This window comes from Lysinibacillus sp. JK80, from assembly GCF_027557635.1.
GTDB classification, from domain to species: Bacteria; Bacillota; Bacilli; order Bacillales_A; family Planococcaceae; genus Lysinibacillus; species Lysinibacillus capsici.
The window spans coordinates 4,189,632-4,209,285 of the sequence record NZ_CP058997.1; the positions used below are offsets into that span (position 1 = coordinate 4,189,632).

Below are 19,654 nucleotides of genomic sequence, written 5' to 3' on the forward strand. Positions count from 1 at the left end.
AAAATCTTCATCGCATTAACCTGCTAATAAAACAATTTGATTTACTCTTTAACCATTTTATATTGATTTGTCATTTTAACAAATAAATCAGTAAAATCGAATAAAAATTAATAAAAGCTAATTTTTATGTATTATTTAAGCGAAATCAGACAAAAACGTCCTGGATCAATTCTTTGATCCAGGACATTCTATTTCATACTATTCTAATTCAAGCTGCTTCGTTTCCTTACCAAGGAAGATGACCCCTACAACACCGATAATAATTGCTCCACAGAAAATGGCAAAGATAAAACCTATATCATAGCCTGCCGTTAATAAAAACCCAACGAGCAACGGCCCAAAAATACCACCAATTCGTCCAACCGCTGCTGCCATACCAGCGCCTGTTCCACGTATAACCGATGGGTATTGTTCGGGTGTATAAGCATATAATGCTCCCCAAGCCCCCAAGTTAAAGAAAGATAAAAACATCCCTGAAGTTAACAATACGGCTAAAGTATCTGCATTTCCAAAAATATAAGCACTCGCTGCAGTACCAATTAGATAGGAAACAAGGACAAATTTACGTCCAAACTTTTCTATAAACCAAGCAGCTGTAAAGTAACCTGGTAATTGAGCTAAAGTCATGATCAAAACATATTTAAAGCTTGTAATCATGTCAAAGCCCTTCCCTACCATCACACTTGGCAACCATAAAAACATGCCATAATACGAAAATACAACCGTAAACCATAATAGCCACAGCATAAATGTAGAACGAGCATACTTTTTTGACCAAACCTCTTTCATATTTTGACCAATGCTCCGTTTTTTCGCTTCTTCCTTCACCGTAAATTGAGGTGAATCTGGCAAATGCCAACGAAGATAAATAGCATAAAACGCTGGAAGTGCTGTTAGTATAAGGGCTACTCGCCATCCCCATGTGGGAATAACAAAATACGAAATAAGTGCCGCTATTAACCAACCTGCTGCCCAAAAGCTTTCAAGTAATACAACCACACGACCTCTTTCTTTGGCAGCCACACTTTCAGATACAAGCGTTGAAGCTACAGGCAATTCTCCTCCTAGCCCCATCCCTACTAAAAACCGTAAAATTAAAAATGCAGTTAATGTTGTTGTAAAAGCGGAGAAACCACTTGCAATAGAAAAAAGGACAAGTGTCCACATAAATATTTGCTTGCGACCTACTTTATCAGCAAACACACCAAAAAAGAGAGCTCCTACAGCCATCCCGATAGAATTTATACTACCAATCCAACCAGATTGACTTGGTGATAGTCCCCACTCAGCGGCCAATGCTGCAATGACAAAGGATAATATACCAACGTCCATTGCATCGAAGAGCCACCCAACCCCCGCTACACCCAATAACTTATTTCTGGAAATGGATTGCTGAGGTTTCTTTGTTACTACTGTATTTATTGTCATTCTAACCACCTGTCTTTACACATGACTTTACATTACAAGATTACTATACAGTTGTTTCAAGAAAGTGACAAGTACTATTCAAATTACCGAATTGTTTCGACAATTAATGAAATGGTATTGAAATAATAGTGCTATTTGCGTTAAAATGTCTTTTATACAAAAACAACTGTTCTTTCTATAAGAACAAAAGGAGATCGTTACGTTATGTGGAAAGGCCTTATTGAAGAATATAAACAATTTTTACCCGTAACTGAAAATACACCTGCTTTAACTTTAAACGAAGGCAATACGCCTCTAATACATTTAGTGAATTTATCTAAGAAACTAGGCATTGAGCTTTACGGAAAAATTGAGGGTGCAAATCCAACTGGCTCATTTAAAGACCGAGGAATGGTATTTGCTGTTGCAAAAGCTATCGAGGATGGAAGTCAATGCGTTATTTGCGCATCTACAGGAAACACTTCCGCTGCTGCGGCTGCCTATGCAACTCGTGCAGGCATCCAATCAATCGTTGTTATTCCAAAAGGTAAAGTTGCTCTTGGAAAGCTAGCACAGGCAACAATGTATGGGGCAAAGATCATTGAAATTGACGGAAACTTTGATGATGCACTCAATATCGTTCGCCAAGTAAGTGAAACGACACCAGTTGCACTTGTTAACTCTGTAAACCCATACCGTATCGAAGGTCAAAAAACAGCTTCGTTTGAAATCGTAGATGCCTTAGGTTCAGCCCCTGATTATTTGTGTATTCCAGTTGGGAACGCAGGTAATATTACTGCATATTGGAAAGGGTTTAAAGAATATCACGCTGCAAAAAATTGTGGTCTACCAAAAATGTATGGCTTTGAAGCTGAAGGTGCTGCAGCAATCGTTAAAGGTGAGCCAATTCCTAATCCTGAGACTGTAGCAACTGCCATTCGTATTGGAAATCCTGCGAGCTGGACATTGGCAGAAGCTGCTCGAGATGAATCTGGTGGTATCATTGATTCTGTTACAGATGAAGAAATTGTAGCAGCCTACAAATTAATCGCAAGTACAGAAGGCATTTTTGTTGAGCCTGGCTCTGCTGCTTCTTTAGCTGGTGTTATGAAATCTGTTGCAAATGGAAAAATTCCTCAAGGCGCCAAAGTTGTAACAATCTTTACAGGGAATGGCCTGAAAGATCCTGATACAGCCATGAATGTATCCACTGTAGAGGTCGTATCCCTTAAAAACGATGAAGAAGAAATTCGTGCATATATTGAGGGTGTACTATGAGTAAAATGTGGCAAATCTCAGTTCCTGGAAGCACAGCCAACTTAGGTCCAGGCTTTGATTCAATAGGACTTAGCTTGTCTCTTTACTTACAGCTTTCTGTTACCTTGCAAGAACAGTGGGAAATTATTCATCTTGATGATAATGGTCCTAAAGAGTTTGAGCTTGAAGAACACTTACTATACGTCATTGCTAAAAAAACTGCAGATCTATATGGTCAACAGCTACCGGCTTGTCGTGTGGAGATGGCTAGTGAACTTCCATTGGCACGTGGACTTGGCAGCAGTGCAGCAGTTATTGTTGCAGGTATTGAGCTTGCTAACCAAGTCTGCGAGCTGGAATTAACAATTCAAGATAAACTCAATCTATCTTCACAAATTGAAGGACATCCAGATAACGCAACTGCTTCAGTTTTAGGAGGATTAACGATTTCTTCGATGGATGACAATGGCATAGTCGATACATTCCACATCAATGATATCGATGCCTCCTTTGTGGTATATGTACCAGATGTTGAATTAAAAACAAGCGAATCCCGTTCTGTTTTACCAGAGCAATTTAACCGTTCCTATGCTGTTCATGCCTCAGCAAATGCAAATATGTTAGCCGCTTCTTTAATGGCGCGAGATTTTGAACGTGCTGGGCGTTATATGGAGGAAGATTTATTCCATGAACCGTTTCGTGCAAAGCTAATTCCTGCTTATGAAGAAATTCGTGTGGCTGCAAAATCGAACGGTGCATATGGTACTGCTCTAAGTGGCGCTGGACCAACAATGATTTCTATTATTCCTTCTGCTATTGCCTCTGACTTCGTTGAATTAATGAAAAAGCAATTCCCAGAGCATCAAATTATTTTAACAAATGCTGATGAACATGGTGTACAAGTCAATGAATGTGTGAAACGTCTACTTTAATAGTAGGCGTTTTTTCTTGAAAGCAAGATTGGATAAAACTAATATTATAGAAGTATAGAATTAAACTTTTTATACGCGCTTTCCTAAGGAGGAATTATTTTGAAACCCATTATATTCTGTGATTTCGATGGCACGATAACAGAAACAGATAACATCTTTTCACTTATGACTGAATTTGTACCAGAAGAATCTGAGAAAATTGCTCAAGCGATGATGGAACAAACCATTTCATTTAAAGATGGGCTATCAGCAATGTTTCATCTACTTTCTACTCATCAAAAAGATGAAGTCATTCAATACCTGATGGAGTCGGCAGTCATACGTGAGGGATTTGGTGATTTTGCCCGCTTTGCTCAAAACAACGATATTCCATTTTATATTGTAAGTGGCGGAGTTGATTTTTTCATCGAGCCTTTAGTTGAAAAATTTGGCCCCTTTTCAGGCATTTACTGTAATAGAGCAGATTTCTCTGGTAAACAAATAGAATTGATCTACCCAAATAGCTGCGATGAGGAATGCGCTAAATACAACACACAAGGATGCGGCTGCTGTAAACCAAGCGTGATGCGGAAGGTTGCCAAGGAGGATCATTATAAAATTGTAATTGGTGATTCTCTATCAGATTTTGAGGCAGCTAAACTAGCAGATATTGTTTTAGCTAGAGATCATCTTATCCAACGCTGTGAAGAGCTTCATGTTCCATATAGACCTTTTACCACATTTCATGATTGTCTAAAAATAGTACAAGAGCTAGTGGAGTCAAAAAAAGCTGTTGTTACACGCTAATAGAAAAAAGAAAAAGGAGCCACTTTTACAAAGATGTCTCCCTTTTCCTACTTACTTATGCTAATAATACTAAGCTAATGGCCATGACTGCCATTCCCCCTACTAGACCATACATCGACAAATGTGTTTCATCATATCTTTGTGCAGCTGGTAGCAATTCATCTAGTGAAATAAAGACCATTATCCCTGCAACCCCAGCGAAAACGATTCCAAACATGACATCTGTTAAAAAGGGCATAAGGAGCAAAAAAGCTACTAATGCACCTACAGGCTCTGCCAATCCTGATAAAAAGGATAATTTAAAGGCTTTCCTTCGATTACCTGTTGCAAAGAAAATAGGAACAGATACAGCAATGCCTTCTGGAATATTATGAATAGCAACTGCAATGGCAATAGCAATTCCTACATTCGGATCATTAATAGCTGACATAAATGTAGCGATCCCCTCAGGAAAATTATGAATGCCAATCGCCAGGGCTGTAAAAACGCCCATCTTCATCAAATGTTCTTCATTAACCTGTGGTTTGATGGCATTAACATCCTCTACCAGCTTTACTTCATGAGGATTAGTTGCCTTCGGAATGAATTTATCAATTAAGGCAATAAACAACATCCCACCGAAAAATCCAAGGATTGTCATCCAATAGCCATTAGTTGTACCTAATGCATTGGTTAAAGCATCTTTAGCTTTCACAAATATTTCTACAAGGGATACATAAATCATCACCCCTGCTGAAAACCCCAATGCTAATGATAAAAATTTTGTATTTGTTCTTGATGTAAAAAATGCTATTAAACTACCTACACCTGTTGCAAGTCCAGCAAACAGAGTTAATCCTAATGCCAGTAAAACATTTCCGTCCATACCCTTCTTCCTTTGCTCTTTTTCTTATTGTACTCATCTTAACGTAGAAGTTTCCTATACGCAATTCTTTTTTATGAGGCAAATATCATTCTTTACAATGTCTCGGTAAAATGTAAAAAAGCAGTATCTATCATAGAAATAGATACTGCCTGTCTTTTTATTTATGATTAGATTGAAATAAACGTTTACGACGTTCGTACCAAATGACACAGATGATAAACCAAGTATAGCCGATGCTCCAACCAGCAAGTACATCTGTAGCAAAATGTCGAGCTCCTGCAATACGTGATAAACCAATAAGCACCATTAAAATTGTTGCCCCAAGCCACAGAAGGATTTTACGTCCTTTACTACTATTCTCCGCTAAAATATAAGCAAGTGTAAATAAATAAAGTATACCAGTCATCGAATGTCCAGATGGAAAACTAAAGGATGTCAGTTGATCCTCAATTTCAGGTCGTGGACGCTGCTCCCATTTTTTTAGTAATTGGTTCAGAACATTGCCTGCCGCAAAAGTTAGGACAACAAATAGCATACCTCGATAATTTTTTTCCTTCCAAGCTAAATACACCATTAAAACTACTGCAACAGCAACAACAAATTTAGGCTCACCTATATAATGAAAAATCTCAATAAATCGATTACCAAAAAAAAGCTCTGCCATCTTTGCATCAAATGTATTCATCAGCTGGCTTTGATAAGTGGCTCTTAATACAATAAAGACAATTAACGTTAAAACTGCTAATGGATATGCCCATTTTTTCATTTTTTCACCTCAAAAAACATTCATGCTATGTCCTTCACATCATAACACAAATAAATCTTTTCTGAATGAAATATAGGCCTTCATTTTAAGAAAGGTATACACCATTGACCTCTTGATAAATAGTGACTGATTCTTCTTCTGGTTTGTTAAAGTAATTGGAAACGGCCAATGCAACAATGAATAAAATGGCTACTATAGGTAGTATTCTTCTAAACATCCTAAACACTCCCTTATTCTTTTACTAGTCCAAATTCGACTACTTAATTAGCACTGGATCAAAAAGCCAATCTTTTGGACCAAAGTTTGCATCCTTTTCTCCTCTAACCTCACGTGAAATACCATATTTTATAATAGTTTCTCTAAATCTTTTACTAAACAAAGTCTTTCTATATAGATATCTTCCATCATGACTACACTCGGCTGAGTAGAAAACATCCCCTTTTAAGTTTTCCAAATCTTCATGATGATAAATATCAGGACCATTAATGACACCATTTAAACCACAACTGCACGGAGGTTGCTCAGTTGCAAAGTATAATTTAACCCTGTCCTTACTACACTCAGGGAGCATTTGTATAGGAATAATTTGATAAGCTGGCTGTTTGCCTTCTTTCGGACCTTGATGGATCACCTCTAAAAGCTCATAGCCTTCTAGTTTTTCTCTTTTCATTAATGATACTAGTTCCTCAGAAGCTACCCAATAACCATTTACATGCACTAAATGACGATCTTTCATCTGCGTAGTATCGATAACTATTGGTGATAACTGCTCTTTATCCATGAGCCCACAACACTTACAATGTGTACTCAAAGAAAATAGTGTCCCCTTATCTTCTAAGAACATTTCTGGTGAATTACCTGTTGAATTTAAAGTAAATAATGGTGCTCGTTCATACTCTAAATCTGAAAATTCAAAATAAAAACGTTCTCCGATTGAAACGATTCCAAATTCACGCTCTAATGACTCATATAAAGCTGTTACCTGCTCGTATGTTACATCTTCATTTAATGTAAAAATAGGATTAAATTTAGTTTTTAAGTTTCTTTTTCTCAATTCAGGCGCACCAATAGCAATACCATGACGATTATAAACGTTAATAACTTGATCTTGACTAGTTTCATCTATGGAAAACAAATTTTCAAGTTCTACTTTCACAATACACGCCTACCTTTATAAAGTTTTATGGTGAAGTATATTGACTAGCTAGTAACATTCTACAATCTACTAACGCTACTTTATTCATAGATAGTCAGGCTGCTTATTTAATAAAATGATTTATATATTACTCACTAAAGCAAATCTACTTAACCACTGTTAATTTAAGCGTACCAGTAGTTATACCGTTATTTCAACTTCGGGTTTACGCCAATTTTCTGGCGTGATTCAGACAGATTTTTGGCGTGATTTGGCGGTTATAAAAAAACACCGCCACTTTTTTGGCGGTGTCTATCATATTTTATAGGTAATTTAGTATAGGGATATGGTTTTATTTTCCTAAGGAAATATATAGGATATTTAATTCCCATAATGCCCCCTATTAATTGAAAAATATACCAACAGTATAACATAGAAATAGTTTAGAGTAAATTCATTCTCTCTGCAAGATTTACAGCTTCTGTTCGTGAATCTACATTTAACAAAGAAAAGAGTTGAGTTAAATATCTTTCAGTTGTACGTTGAGGAATATTTAATTCAATAGCGATAGCTTTATTTGTATGGCCCTCTGCAATGAGTCTTAGAATTTTCTTTTCCTTTTCATTTAAGTGAATATCTTTAGCACCTTGCAGTTTAAATTTATCATCCAGAAAATCTAAGAAATTTTTAGGTAAAACAATTTCACCGTTTGCAATTGCCCTTACTGTTCTTAATATTTGCTCTTTCGAAGCTGTTTTAGCTAAAATACCTTCTATTTTTCTTTCTAAAATGAGTGGATAATAATCCGTAATATCATCACCTGTGTAAAGAATAACTGAAGCATTTGACTGAATAGCCTTGATATTACGGGCTAGGTTAATTCCATTTTCTAATGGCATATTGATATCTATTAGATAGATATCGTACGGTTTATTCTTTATCCTTTGAATGACACAAGTTGCATCACTTTCCGTATCGATGATAATATCTTCATTCTCTTGAAATAAATTTTTAGTTCCCTCTAACACTATAGGGTGATCATCCACTATGAGCATCGTAATCAAGTGTTTCACTCCCTTCTTTCACCATGATTCTAATAAACATCCCTTCATTGATATTCGAGTCAATAGTAAATTGTCCGTTAAACGCTTTTACACGCTCCTGCATACCTTGAATGCCCATTGATTCGGCTACTATAATGTCCTCTACATTACAGCCTACACCATCATCTTTATAAATGATTTCGAAACCATCGTTCATTTCTTTTAAATGAATTTCAACTGATGCTGCATAAGAATGCTTCAACGCATTATTAAGTAACTCTTGGAATAAACGATAAATCATTAAATTCATACGCTCATCCTCTAAATAAAGGCGGTCAATGGTGTAAATAAGCACGAAGTTAGCTCTTTCTTGAACTTTCCGAATCAATTTTTCCAAAGCTGCATTTAAACCTAATGTATCTAATAACGGTGGTTTTAGGTTTTCACAATAAGTACGTAATTCATGTAAGGATGCAACCATTTGTTTATGAATTTTCGCAAGCTTTTCTTGAATATCCGTTGTATTTTTTGCATTTACTAGGACATCCACCTCGCGGGCTATATGAAGTTGCTCCTGTAAATTGGTGTCATGTAACTCTTGAGCTAACTGGTATTTTTCTTCTTCAAATCTTAGCCATAATAGCTTATTCAGCCATGGTAACTGACCATCATCAGCTTGCTTCATATGCTTTAGTTCTTCTAGCAGTTCTTCCACCATCTTGGTATTTTCAATAAAATTATTTACATATAATAAGAGCAGTTCAAGCCATAAAAGCTCCTCATCTTTTAAATGAATTGTATTATTATGCCCTAGCACTAAAGCTCTTTTAAAATGTGCATCCTGATGGAGGAATGCTATATAAACTTTGTCAATTTTGCGTATTTCACCTAATCTGATATCTTCCATTATGTCAGGATCTATCGTAATACTTTCACCAGCTATTGGTATGAATTCATTTTTGTCATAGTTATATGTTAAGACAAAAACATCCTCTAACTCCAGATGCATGGAAACCTCATAAGCAAACTTTTCTAAAAGTTCGTCAATTTTAATTGTTTTCCCAATTTTATCTACGGCTGTATATAGCTGATGAATATAGTCACCCTTTGTGGAAAATAATATTTTCCGCTTGCGATAATCGACCTTCTCTTTTACGTAAAAAAGTATGACTAATGAAGAAAATGTAAAGAAAGATACCCCTGACATAACCGTCATGGTTAAATAACGCCCTGCAATAAAATATAGTCCCACTGTAAACCATACAGTAAAGATTAAAGAGAATATAACATAATAGCGTAATCTTGTAATATGGTACTCAATATCAAATAATCTCTCTGCTAATTGCGTAAAAATAAAGCTAAAGGGTATAAGCAATAAAAATAATGAGCTTATCTCAGATGAAAGTATATACGTATGAAAAAAAATTTTAGGGAGTGCATATAAAAAAAGAAATGGTAGAAACGGAATTAATATACTATTTAATAAAATCTTCAACTGAGGTGAGCTGTACTTAAAATAGCTTATTAATAAAATACTAAGGATGATCACTAGGAGAATAAAGAAAATAGCCAATATAACATTGGAAAGAATATCATTTGAAGCAGGATAAATAGTACCCATACATCCTAATACAAAAGCTATGAAAGGAAGTATATAAAAGAGCTTGATATTATTTGTAAACACCCAATTTGTTTTCACAAATGAATAATAATTTCTCAAAAAATGTAACAGTATAACTAAACATAACAGCATACTACTTCGATTTACGATAATGCCAATCGTATCCATTCTACCAGAGACACCACTACTTACATAGGCCAAAGAAACCGTTAACATAAAAAGAATTAGTAAGTCAGCTAATTTTGTATTCCTTTGTTTGAAATGTAAATAAAACGCTATAAATAATGTTAATAAATAATAACAAGCTGGAATGATTAATACATAGATAAATTGTTGAGGGATATCCAAATGCTTAATATGTATATTGATTAGATCTCCATCGGGCTTCAGTATTGTTATTTCATTAGCTGATAAAATTTTAGATTTATATCTCAGTTGATTTAATTCATTGATGGGTTCATGATCTACAGTTAAAATTGCATCACCAACAGAAATATTTTGACCCTCTGCCCAGTCTTTATAATAAAGTTGAGAAATGACCCATTTGTCATTCTCTTCTTCTACCCCAATCTGTATATAAGGCTCGCTATAATTCACATAATTTAAATAAAAACCAATAATTAAATAGAGAATTATAGCGGGCCAAAACAACTTACTTCGCAACTTTCTTAGTTCCAAATATCACTTTCTGTATTCATTTCACCGTTAAACGCTTCTAAAATTGCTGTTTGCTCTACAGATGAAACTCCAACTAATGAGGCTTTTTGATCTTTTAATAGTGCAACTAGGCTAGGATTTTGCTCTAAATATTGGATTACATTAATCATTCTTATCTCTCCTCATTTCAATAGTTTTTGTAGGTATTCTCTACCTACCTGATTTATAGCTACATTTTCCAGGTAATTCAATGCTTTAAATTTATAGACGTTTTTTATGGTAATGGCATAACGTATCGCCCCACCATTTGTCAACGCGTCTTCTGTTGCATTATTATCCAAATCTGTAACTATATCATTATTATAATAGCTAGAAACAGATTTTGAAACATCATTTTTCTGTGATAATAGATAAATAATAGGAAGAGAATACCTTTTATTTAGCAGATCATTTTTAGGACCCCACTCCTTTAAGCTTTGAATATCAATTTGTTGGATGATCCCTATGTATTTCCCATACTCCTCTACTTCTTGAGATATTTCTCCTTTTGCAAGTACTTCGCCAACCAAGCAACCCATCGCTGTTAATGAGCCGGATTTCAAGGTAATCATTTTTACATAGGAATCTTCATCGCGACAACTATTTAGTAAGTCTAATTGCTGTCCATTTATACTTTTTAATGCGTATTCATCAACTAGCTTTATAGCCGCTCTTTTATGTCCAAAAGAGGTTTCATCTATTGTTTTAGATGCCATGACCAGCATAGCTAAAGCAACATTTAATGATAATTCAGGTGTTTTGTTCCAACTATAGTCTGAATCTTTATCCTGCAGATCATCAATAATATCAAAAGACAGTATTAAAAGTTCAATTGCAGCAGCTACCTTGTAGATATCTGGATTTATACTACTTGAAAATGCTTCATAATGCCAAAAACACATTTTACCAAAGGAAAAACCTACTGTTGTTTTTTCTTCTTTAAAGCTTTTTAGCATTAATTTTAGCTCTGGTCCAAGTAATAGTTCATTTTCTATAAGGATGTCTAATGATTCATTGATGTGTACATCTAAATCCTTCAATAGTCCTCTCTCCTATCTGGTATATTACTAGATATTATATAGATTAGTGGGAATTAATACTAGTCACAGCGTTTTATAATACATTAAATACCATTAATTCCTTTATAAAGAGAGAGACCGCCAAAAAATGGCGTTATTCATGCAAATCACGCCAGATTTTTGCTAATTATTACTAGAAAAATGGCGGTAGAGAACCAAGTACCGCCATTAAAGTGGCGTAAACTTACCATTGAAATGGCGCTCTAACAGATGTTACGCTTAGATTAGCAATAAAATATATTTATAAAGTCAGGATAGATTGATGAACATGAAATCTTTTTGTACTGGGAGTGACTTAAAATTGAATGAAACTGTTTTCATACTTACGGCTACTTTTTCATGTAATATCTCTGTCTCAGCTGAAGAAATTACAATTAAACAGCCTAGCAATGATCAACGACGAATTGAACAAATTATTATTCAATCTGAAGTAAAAGCCTATCAAGATACACTGGCTGCATATAAAAATATTTCACCCTATTCAAAATATATTAGTGATATTCCTGGATTTGAGGATACATTTCAACAAAAAAGAGATTATTATATTGAGCAATATGGCATTATTAGAATATCAAACGAAAGTATTTCTACTATGTCATTAGTCAATCCTTTCACTTTTGGATTAAATATAGATTCCCCTATAGTGTATGTAACGCCACATGACACAATTATTAATGCAAGAGGGCTAGTAATAGCGGCTAATGCATCTAATAATAACAATCATTCTGATAGTTTGGATGAGCTCTGTAATACCAGCATCTCCGGCTTGTCCATTAATGAGAACACCATTTCCTTTAATATGGATTCGACATTTAGTAAATGGAGAAAACCATCTATTACACATTAACCTATACACCTAGCTAAGCAGGTCACACTGATTGTGACCTGCTTTTTGAGTAATAAAACGACATCTCTACATAGTGTTGATAAACAAAGCAATCAATAGCATTTTTATAAAAGATGAAAATGAATTTCCGTTGCAGGCTACTTGCTTTCCTGTAGGCGAGCGCCGAATCGCTTCCTCCGCTACTGCTCCGTTTAAAGTTTTGCCTGTCTCGCTATTCCATGGTAGTCCAGTAGCCCACCACTATAAACCGCTTTTTAGCAAAGGTATTCAAATAAAGTGAAGGTGTTCATTACTCTTTATGAAGAGGTGTTGTCACGCATCACTTCTCCACATTGAAAATAAGAGCTTATCCCCTCTAAGAATACAGATAATGGGCTATTTGATTGTTATGCTACTATGAAAAAAAGTAAAGACACTTTGCAGAATGGTTGATTGGAGTGGAGCCAACGTCACTCCTAGGGGATTTAGCGTCACTGAGGAGACCCTGGAGCGAGCGCAAGTGAGTGAAGCGGCTCATCGGACGCCCCCTGGAAAGGACGCTGGCGGAACGGAAATCAACCCCTCACCTTGCTAAAATGGCTTTTTCTGCTAGTGACATTCTTTTTTCAACAACAAGAAAAGGTGTCTCAATCCCTTGAGACACCTTTAGATGATTAACCTTTTACATAATAAACTTCTTGTCCGCTTTCAATGATATGATCAGGCTTCGGTTTACCTGCACTTGCCTTATGGCCTGCAATATGCTCAGGACTCTTCTCCCAATTTTTCCATGCTTCTTCTGATTCCCAACGAACCATCACTAGCACTTCTTCATCACCGCGGCGAACTTTCTTTACAAGTACCTGCTTATCAATGTAGCCAGGTTGTTGTTCAAGTAATGAGGGACCATTTGGCTTAGCACCAAAACGTTCCACAACCTTATCCGAATTCCCTTCTGTCACAACAATACGTTTAATTTGTACAAACATATTAGTTGAACGCCTTTAATACATCTTCAGCTTTTTGTGTTTCTGATTGTAAACCGCCACCTGAAAGGTACCAAATTTCTGGATCTAAGTAGAATACTTTACCGTTTTTCACAGCGTTTGTTGCACTTACAATTTCGTTTTCAATTGCAGCTTTTGTACCTGATTCACCGTTTTCATTTACAACAGCGTCACGGTCAATAACGAATAAGATATCTGGATTTTTCTCACGTACAAATTCAAAGCTTGCATTATCACCATGTGATTCGATTTTGAAGCCACTAGCTTCAGCTACAGCTTTTACACCATATACATCATGAATCACACCGAAACGTGAACCAGGACCGAATACTGATAATGAACCTTCACTACCTAAAACGATTAACGCTTTTTCTTCTGTTGCAGTAGCCTTAGCTTTTACTTCTTCTACTTTTGCTTCATATGCAGCAATTGCATCTGCCGCTTCTTTTTCTTTACCAAAGATTTTACCAGCTAATTCTGTATTAGCTTTGAATGACTCTAAGAAGTTAGTATTATCTACACCAATGTATACTGTAGGAGCAATTTTAGATAATTCAGCATAAGCTGCTGAAGCACGGCCAGAGATGAAAATAATATCTGGGTTAATTTCAGATAATTTTTCATAATCAGGCTCGAATAATGTACCTGCGTTTACATAAGTACTATCTTTAAACTTGCTTAAATATGCTGGTAATGAGTCTTGTACCACTGCTGTAGGATTAACGCCTAAAGCATCTAATGTATCTAAGAAACCATTATCAAAAACGACAACTTTTTCTGGCATTTTATCAAGTGTTACTTCTTCAAATGTTGTACTACCGTCACGACCTTCAACTGTGCTACCTGGAATTGTTAGTGGATATACTGATGATTCTTCATTTTGTTCCTCAGTTGGTTTGTCAGTTGAAGTACCTTTATCATCTTCTTTTGCTTCATCTTTCGAACCGCAAGCAGCTAATACTAATAGCATCATTGCCATTAATACTGTAAGTAATTTCCATTTTTTCATTGTGAAATTTCTCCTTTAATTAAATGATTTGATAGTTAGATGTTCATCATCTGGACTATTTTTACGAATTAAAATAAACACAAATTCGACAGCCATCCTGCTCTTGAACAGGAATATCCATATCATAAATTTCCTTCAATGCATGTGAGTTAATAATGTCATTTGTAGGACCATTTTTAACAACACGGCCATCTTTTAATGCAACAATATGGTCAGAGTAAACAGAAGCAAAATTAATATCGTGTAAAACGATAACCACTGTTTTGCCTAACTCATCAACCAACTTACGTAAAATCTTCATAATCTGGACAGAATGCTTCATATCTAAATTATTTAATGGTTCGTCCAGTAAGATATATTCAGTATCTTGGGCAATAACCATTGCGATAAATGCACGCTGACGTTGACCACCTGAAAGCTCATCTAAATAATTATGTTGCATATCTTCTAAATTCATATAGCGAATAGCTTCATCCACTTTTTCTTCGTCTTCAGGTTTTAAGTGTCCTTTTGAGTAAGGGAAACGGCCAAAAGATACAAGCTCACGAATCGTTAGACGAACATTCATAAAGTTTGATTGCTTTAAAATCGATACACGTTTAGCGAAATCATCTGATTTCCAGCTACGTACATCTGCCTTATCGAGTAGTACTTCACCAGTATCTGCATTCAGTAAACGACTCACCATAGAAAGTAGCGTGGACTTCCCTGCACCATTGGGTCCAATAAACGATGTGATTTTTCCTGAGACAATATCAACACTTACATCTTGAACGACAGGTTTTTTACCAAAAAACTTTGTAATTTCTTTGACTTGTATCATCCTGCTGACCTACTTTCTCTTAATAATAAGTAGATGAAGTAAACCCCACCCACAAAATTAATAATGACACTAAGTGTAGTAGTGAAACTAAATAAACGTTCAACCATCCACTGTCCACCGACTAAAGCTACAACACTCATTACACAGGAGCCAGTAATTAAGATGGAATGCTTGTATGTTCTGAAATACTGATATGATAAATTTGCAACGATTAAACCAAAGAACGTGATCGGACCAACAAGCGCTGTTGAAACAGCAATCAAAATTGAAGCTAAAATTAACATACGTTGTACCAGCTTATCGTAAGGTACACCTAAATTTATAGCTGTGTCTCGTCCTAAAGACATGACGTCTAATTGATTCATATGACGAGCACCGTAGATAAATGTTATTAAAATGATAACGCCTGCTAGCCAAACTAAATCTGAATTAACATTATTGAAACTTGCAAACATTTTACTTTGTAAGCCTAAAAACTCATTCGGATCTATTAATACTTGGAAGAACGTTGTAATACTTCCTAAGAACGTACCAACAATCATCCCAACAAGCAGTAAAAAATAAATCGGTCGCTTTCCTTCTTTAAACAATACTCGGTAAAAAATTAAAGCGAATAGAATCATCGCTCCAATTGCAAGCGTAAAATTATAGTAGATATTAATAACTAATATGGATGTAGAGCCAAAGAAGAAGTAGATGCATGTTTGAATTAACATATACAAAGCATCTAAACCCATGACACTTGGCGTTAAAATTCGATTATGTGTAATTGTTTGGAAAACTACTGTTGAATAGGCAATCGCTATACCCGTTAATGCCATTGCCACAACCTTTATGACACGGCGTGGAAAAGCATAGTGATAATTACCATTGAGTTCCCAAAATAAATATAGGACAACTGCTATAACAGCGAGACCTAGTAAAATGAACATTTTTGTACGATTACGCATATGCTCTCCCCCTAAACAACATGAATAGGAAGATGGCACTTCCAATTACACCAACAGTCATACTTATTGGTATTTCATAAGGGAAAATCAGTACTCGTCCTAAAATATCACAGAATAACAAGAATGACATACCAAGTAATGCTGTGTGCGGCAAGGTTTTTGCCAAATTATCACCTTTAAAAAGGGAAATAATGTTCGGAATAATCAAACCAAGAAATGGAATGATACCGACTGTTAACACCACTGTCGTGGAGATAAGAGCTACCAACACCAAGCCTAAATTGACTACAAATTTATAGGATAGACCAAGATTTTTTGCAAAATCCTCTCCCATCCCAGCTACTGTAAAACGATTTGCGTAAATGTAAGCTAAAATGAGTATTGGTACACTTACGTATAACAGTTCGTAACGGCCTTTCATGATTAATGAGAAATCTCCTTGTAACCATGCAGAAATGTTTTGGATAATATTCGCCTTATATGCAAAGAATGTTGTAACAGAGGACAAAATATTCCCAAACATTAAGCCAATAAGCGGTATAAAAATTGCATCTTTAAACTTAATTCGGTTTAATATTTGCATAAATAGTAATGTGCCGGCTAAAGCAAATATGAAAGCGAAGGAAATTTTTTGGAAATACGTAACGTTCGTAAAGAACATCATGGAAATCAATACACCCAACCGTGTGGCATCTAATGTACCAGCTGTTGTTGGTGAAACGAATTTATTCCTACTTAAGCTTTGCATAATTAAACCAGCAATACTCATACCTGCACCCGCTAGCAAGATTGCAACAAGTCTAGGTACACGACTAATTAAAAATAGTCTAGCTTCTTCTGATTGGAAGTCTAATAGGTCGCTAGGCTTAATATCTACTACTCCTATAAAGAGCGACACAATAGACAGCAAAACAGTTGCTGTTAAAAGATATCTTATTTTCATAGTAATCCCCGGTAGATTTCATTTTTGTGTGTAACTCACTTATTAGTGAAAATGATTATCATTACTCACGATTTCCATTATAAGCATGATTTTATTCTCAGTCAACCAGCAAATGAGAATTGTTCTCGTTTTATTAATGATTAACTAAAAAATATGCCAAATTAACGAAATATCAGCATTACCGTAAATTAATCAACAGAAATAATTCACTATTTCTACAATATTTTTATCCAAATAAAAAGGTAATTGAGAATAAAATCTATCCCTCAATTACCATTTCTATATTAGATAATTTTTTTAGTGCCTCTTAACCATGCAGAAATAATGAATATGATTAATACTAACCCAACATAGCCCATCACTGCATATAGTTTAGCTACTAGCGTTGTAAACCCTACAAGACTTGCTAGAAAACCGAGACCACCTATAAATATAACTGCAATCCTAAAGCTTGCTCTACTAGGCTCGAAAAACCTTACCATAAAGGAATATAGCATCCCTACTGCCGTATTATAAATCATTCCCAAAAGAGAAATAGTCATTAATACTCCAACAATCGGATGAATTTCATTCGCTAACGCTAGCATCGGAATGTCTAATCCAACAATGATATTCATCTTTGCTAAAAGGGAGAAATTCACAAGTAAGATTAAAGCACCTAACAAAATCCCACCAATTATACCACCCATGCCAGCTACCTTATGATTGCGTATGGATCCACACATAACAGTCAGTAAAGAGAAGCTAACCCCTACATTGAACGACATGTACAATAAAGCCGTTACCCACCAACTTTTCTCACTTATTTGAGCCTGTTGAGCAATAACAGCTTGCTCTGCAAAGGTAAAATCCATCGTTGCAATAGCATAGATAGCGATGATGGAGACAACGGTTAGTAGATAGGGGGTTGCTAGTGCAATGATATTAATGATGCTTTTCACATCCATCATGACAGTGGCTACTGTAAGCAAGATCATACAAATACTCCCTAGCCAAATAGGCAGTCCAAACATTTGCTGAAATGTTGCACCAGCGCCAGCAAACATGATGACAGCTACACCAAATAAAAAGAGTGATAGCACTAAATCCAAGACAAAGCCCATAGTATTCCCTGAAATTTGATAAATCAAATCCTTATGGGACGATGTGCGAAGCTTAGAGCTCACTTGAGCAACACACATTCCAACAATTGAGAAACCAACCATAGCTAACAATGCTCCATATATTCCTTTAAAGCCATAGCTTGTAAAATAAAGGACAATTTCCTGCCCTGATGCAAATCCTGCTCCAACGATAATCCCCACATAGGCACCACCGATTTGCAAGCTTTTTTTCAATCAGTTCTCTCCTCGTTTTCCTTATACTAAATGATCGACTAAGTACTCCCTTATTGATAGATTTCTTTGCTAATTGTTAATTTATCAATCACAGCCATATTAGGCTTATAACCAATACCTACCGACTGGGGTACCTCAATATAACCATCTTTAACTTTTACTTCAGGATCAATGATATCCTCGTACCAATAATGACTAGAACCTGCTGTATCGCCAGGTAAAATAAATTGACTAAGAGACGTTAAGGCAACATTATGTGCTCGTCCAATTCCAGCCTCTAACATACCACCACACCAAACTGGAATATGGTTTGCTTTACATAGGTCATGGATTCGTATTGCTTCCGTTAAACCACCTACTCGTCCAATCTTGATGTTTATGACACCACAGCTTCCAAGTTCAATTGCTCGTCTGGCATCCTCATATGATGTGATGCTTTCATCTAAGCAAATAGGCGTTTTTAACTTTTTCTGTAATGCTGCATGATCGACAATATCATCAGTAGCTAATGGTTGTTCGATCATTAATAAATTAAAATCATCAAGCTGCTGTAGTATTTCTATATCCTCTAATGTATAAGCAGAGTTTGCATCAACCATCAAGGGTAAATTTGGAAATTCCGCACGAATTGCCTGTACTATCTCTACATCCTCTCCAGGCTTTATCTTGATCTTCACCCTTTTGTAGCCTTCTTCAATATGACCTTTTATTAATGCAATTAACTGAGCAATAGAGGGTTGAATACCCACACTGACTCCTACTTCAATACGTAGTTTTTGACCACCTAACGCCTGTGCAAGTGATTGCTTTGTTTGCTGAGCATAGATATCCCATACAGCACCCTCAATTGAAGCTTTCGCCATGCAGTTTCGCCGAATAGGTGCAAATAATGAGGTTACCTCATCTGGATGCCCAATCTTTTTATGTAACAAGATGGGTATCAAAAAATCTTGTAGCATATGCCATGTTGTCTTTAATGTTTCTTCCGTATACCATGGTGCTACAAAAGCAACAGTTTCTCCCCACCCCGTCGTCCCTGATTCATCTTTTGCTTCTATCAGTAACATTTCCTTTTCATCAACTGTGCCAAAACTCGTAGTAAATGGTGCTTTCATAGGCATTTTTAAATGCCTTAATGTAATCTTTTCTAATCTCACATTGTTCACTCCTTA

At 35.7% G+C, this 19,654-nt stretch carries 20 protein-coding genes; 4 read left to right on the forward strand and 16 right to left on the reverse strand.

Annotation, left to right across the window (positions count from 1 at the left end):
• Positions 1-198 precede the first annotated feature (198 nt).
• Entirely contained in the window at positions 199-1,428 is a 1,230-nt protein-coding gene (locus HXV90_RS20995; RefSeq protein WP_269897932.1) for an MFS transporter, read from the reverse strand.
• 204 nt (positions 1,429-1,632) lie between these two features.
• Here HXV90_RS20995 and thrC point away from each other — a divergent pair, with 204 nt between their 5' ends.
• The 3 genes from thrC (at position 1,633) to HXV90_RS21010 (ending at position 4,382) form a co-directional block, all read left to right on the forward strand.
• Entirely contained in the window at positions 1,633-2,685 is a 1,053-nt protein-coding gene (thrC, locus tag HXV90_RS21000) for a threonine synthase (RefSeq protein ID WP_269897933.1), read from the forward strand.
• Complete coding sequence (thrB, locus tag HXV90_RS21005; RefSeq protein WP_269897934.1) at positions 2,682-3,596, forward strand: homoserine kinase; 915 nt, start codon at positions 2,682-2,684, stop codon at positions 3,594-3,596. Before thrC ends, thrB begins: the two co-directional genes overlap by 4 nt.
• A 99-nt stretch (positions 3,597-3,695) precedes the next feature.
• Positions 3,696-4,382, forward strand: a complete 687-nt coding sequence (locus HXV90_RS21010) for an MtnX-like HAD-IB family phosphatase (protein WP_269897935.1) — start codon at positions 3,696-3,698, stop codon at positions 4,380-4,382.
• A 55-nt stretch (positions 4,383-4,437) separates the two neighbouring features.
• Here the strand turns inward: HXV90_RS21010 and zupT are convergent, their stop codons facing one another.
• The 8 genes from zupT to HXV90_RS21050 form a co-directional block, all read right to left on the reverse strand.
• Positions 4,438-5,247, reverse strand: a complete 810-nt coding sequence (zupT, locus tag HXV90_RS21015; protein WP_016992734.1) for a zinc transporter ZupT — start codon at positions 5,245-5,247, stop codon at positions 4,438-4,440.
• A 157-nt stretch (positions 5,248-5,404) separates the two neighbouring features.
• A complete protein-coding gene (locus HXV90_RS21020) occupies positions 5,405-6,013 on the reverse strand; it encodes a phosphatase PAP2 family protein (RefSeq protein ID WP_048394216.1) in 609 nt (202 codons plus the stop codon).
• 85 nt (positions 6,014-6,098) lie between these two features.
• Positions 6,099-6,230 carry a hypothetical protein gene (locus HXV90_RS21025; protein WP_255349868.1) on the reverse strand — a complete coding sequence of 44 codons (132 nt, stop codon included), beginning with the start codon at positions 6,228-6,230 and terminating at the stop codon, positions 6,099-6,101.
• 39 nt (positions 6,231-6,269) lie between these two features.
• Positions 6,270-7,169, reverse strand: coding sequence for a hypothetical protein (locus tag HXV90_RS21030; protein WP_269897936.1), 900 nt, complete (start codon positions 7,167-7,169; stop codon positions 6,270-6,272).
• A gap of 422 nt (positions 7,170-7,591) precedes the next feature.
• On the reverse strand, positions 7,592-8,203 hold the full coding sequence (locus HXV90_RS21035) for a response regulator transcription factor (RefSeq protein ID WP_225341057.1): 612 nt from the start codon (positions 8,201-8,203) through the stop codon (positions 7,592-7,594).
• Positions 8,187-10,490, reverse strand: coding sequence for a sensor histidine kinase (locus HXV90_RS21040; protein ID WP_233436267.1), 2,304 nt, complete (start codon positions 10,488-10,490; stop codon positions 8,187-8,189). The genes HXV90_RS21035 and HXV90_RS21040 overlap by 17 nt, the downstream gene beginning before the upstream one ends.
• Positions 10,481-10,639, reverse strand: a complete 159-nt coding sequence (gene comX, locus HXV90_RS21045) for a competence pheromone ComX (RefSeq protein WP_054549612.1) — start codon at positions 10,637-10,639, stop codon at positions 10,481-10,483. Before comX ends, HXV90_RS21040 begins: the two co-directional genes overlap by 10 nt.
• Before the next feature lie 12 nt (positions 10,640-10,651).
• Entirely contained in the window at positions 10,652-11,548 is an 897-nt protein-coding gene (locus HXV90_RS21050; protein ID WP_269897937.1) for a polyprenyl synthetase family protein, read from the reverse strand.
• A gap of 340 nt (positions 11,549-11,888) precedes the next feature.
• On the opposite strand from HXV90_RS21050, the gene HXV90_RS21055 reads away from it, so the two are divergent.
• Positions 11,889-12,434 carry a hypothetical protein gene (locus HXV90_RS21055; protein WP_103118905.1) on the forward strand — a complete coding sequence of 182 codons (546 nt, stop codon included), beginning with the start codon at positions 11,889-11,891 and terminating at the stop codon, positions 12,432-12,434.
• Positions 12,435-13,087: 653 nt separating this feature from the next.
• Here HXV90_RS21055 and HXV90_RS21060 read toward each other — a convergent pair.
• The 7 genes from HXV90_RS21060 to menC all read right to left on the reverse strand — a co-directional run bounded on the left by HXV90_RS21060 (position 13,088) and on the right by menC (position 19,639).
• The gene (locus HXV90_RS21060) at positions 13,088-13,402 is read right to left on the reverse strand and encodes an antibiotic biosynthesis monooxygenase family protein (RefSeq protein ID WP_048394205.1); all 315 of its coding nucleotides are present in this window, start codon (positions 13,400-13,402) and stop codon (positions 13,088-13,090) included.
• Position 13,403: 1 nt separating this feature from the next.
• Positions 13,404-14,429, reverse strand: coding sequence for a siderophore ABC transporter substrate-binding protein (locus HXV90_RS21065; RefSeq protein WP_269897938.1), 1,026 nt, complete (start codon positions 14,427-14,429; stop codon positions 13,404-13,406).
• A 61-nt stretch (positions 14,430-14,490) separates the two neighbouring features.
• The gene (locus HXV90_RS21070) at positions 14,491-15,252 is read right to left on the reverse strand and encodes an iron ABC transporter ATP-binding protein (protein WP_048394201.1); all 762 of its coding nucleotides are present in this window, start codon (positions 15,250-15,252) and stop codon (positions 14,491-14,493) included.
• The gene (locus HXV90_RS21075; protein WP_004231949.1) at positions 15,249-16,202 is read right to left on the reverse strand and encodes an iron chelate uptake ABC transporter family permease subunit; all 954 of its coding nucleotides are present in this window, start codon (positions 16,200-16,202) and stop codon (positions 15,249-15,251) included. Before HXV90_RS21075 ends, HXV90_RS21070 begins: the two co-directional genes overlap by 4 nt.
• The gene (locus HXV90_RS21080; RefSeq protein ID WP_048394199.1) at positions 16,195-17,145 is read right to left on the reverse strand and encodes an ABC transporter permease; all 951 of its coding nucleotides are present in this window, start codon (positions 17,143-17,145) and stop codon (positions 16,195-16,197) included. The genes HXV90_RS21075 and HXV90_RS21080 overlap by 8 nt, the downstream gene beginning before the upstream one ends.
• 284 nt (positions 17,146-17,429) lie before the next feature.
• A complete protein-coding gene (locus HXV90_RS21085) occupies positions 17,430-18,482 on the reverse strand; it encodes a YkvI family membrane protein (RefSeq protein ID WP_054549616.1) in 1,053 nt (350 codons plus the stop codon).
• A 50-nt stretch (positions 18,483-18,532) separates the two neighbouring features.
• Positions 18,533-19,639 carry an o-succinylbenzoate synthase gene (gene menC, locus HXV90_RS21090; protein WP_269897939.1) on the reverse strand — a complete coding sequence of 369 codons (1,107 nt, stop codon included), beginning with the start codon at positions 19,637-19,639 and terminating at the stop codon, positions 18,533-18,535.
• Positions 19,640-19,654: the final 15 nt, after the last annotated feature.

What these genes read in the sequence shown, in the direction of transcription:
- HXV90_RS20995 (WP_269897932.1), bottom strand. Translation starts at nt 1,428, where the DNA reads ATGACAATAAATACAGTAGTAACAAAGAAACCTCAGCAATCCATTTCC.
- thrC (WP_269897933.1), top strand. Translation starts at nt 1,633, where the DNA reads ATGTGGAAAGGCCTTATTGAAGAATATAAACAATTTTTACCCGTAACT.
- thrB (WP_269897934.1), top strand. Translation starts at nt 2,682, where the DNA reads ATGAGTAAAATGTGGCAAATCTCAGTTCCTGGAAGCACAGCCAACTTA.
- zupT (WP_016992734.1), bottom strand. Translation starts at nt 5,247, where the DNA reads ATGGACGGAAATGTTTTACTGGCATTAGGATTAACTCTGTTTGCTGGA.
- HXV90_RS21020 (WP_048394216.1), bottom strand. Translation starts at nt 6,013, where the DNA reads ATGAAAAAATGGGCATATCCATTAGCAGTTTTAACGTTAATTGTCTTT.
- HXV90_RS21025 (WP_255349868.1), bottom strand. Translation starts at nt 6,230, where the DNA reads ATGTTTAGAAGAATACTACCTATAGTAGCCATTTTATTCATTGTTGCA.
- HXV90_RS21035 (WP_225341057.1), bottom strand. Translation starts at nt 8,203, where the DNA reads ATGCTCATAGTGGATGATCACCCTATAGTGTTAGAGGGAACTAAAAAT.
- comX (WP_054549612.1), bottom strand. Translation starts at nt 10,639, where the DNA reads ATGATTAATGTAATCCAATATTTAGAGCAAAATCCTAGCCTAGTTGCA.
- HXV90_RS21060 (WP_048394205.1), bottom strand. Translation starts at nt 13,402, where the DNA reads ATGTTTGTACAAATTAAACGTATTGTTGTGACAGAAGGGAATTCGGAT.
- HXV90_RS21065 (WP_269897938.1), bottom strand. Translation starts at nt 14,429, where the DNA reads ATGAAAAAATGGAAATTACTTACAGTATTAATGGCAATGATGCTATTA.
- HXV90_RS21070 (WP_048394201.1), bottom strand. Translation starts at nt 15,252, where the DNA reads ATGATACAAGTCAAAGAAATTACAAAGTTTTTTGGTAAAAAACCTGTC.
- HXV90_RS21075 (WP_004231949.1), bottom strand. Translation starts at nt 16,202, where the DNA reads ATGCGTAATCGTACAAAAATGTTCATTTTACTAGGTCTCGCTGTTATA.
- HXV90_RS21080 (WP_048394199.1), bottom strand. Translation starts at nt 17,145, where the DNA reads ATGAAAATAAGATATCTTTTAACAGCAACTGTTTTGCTGTCTATTGTG.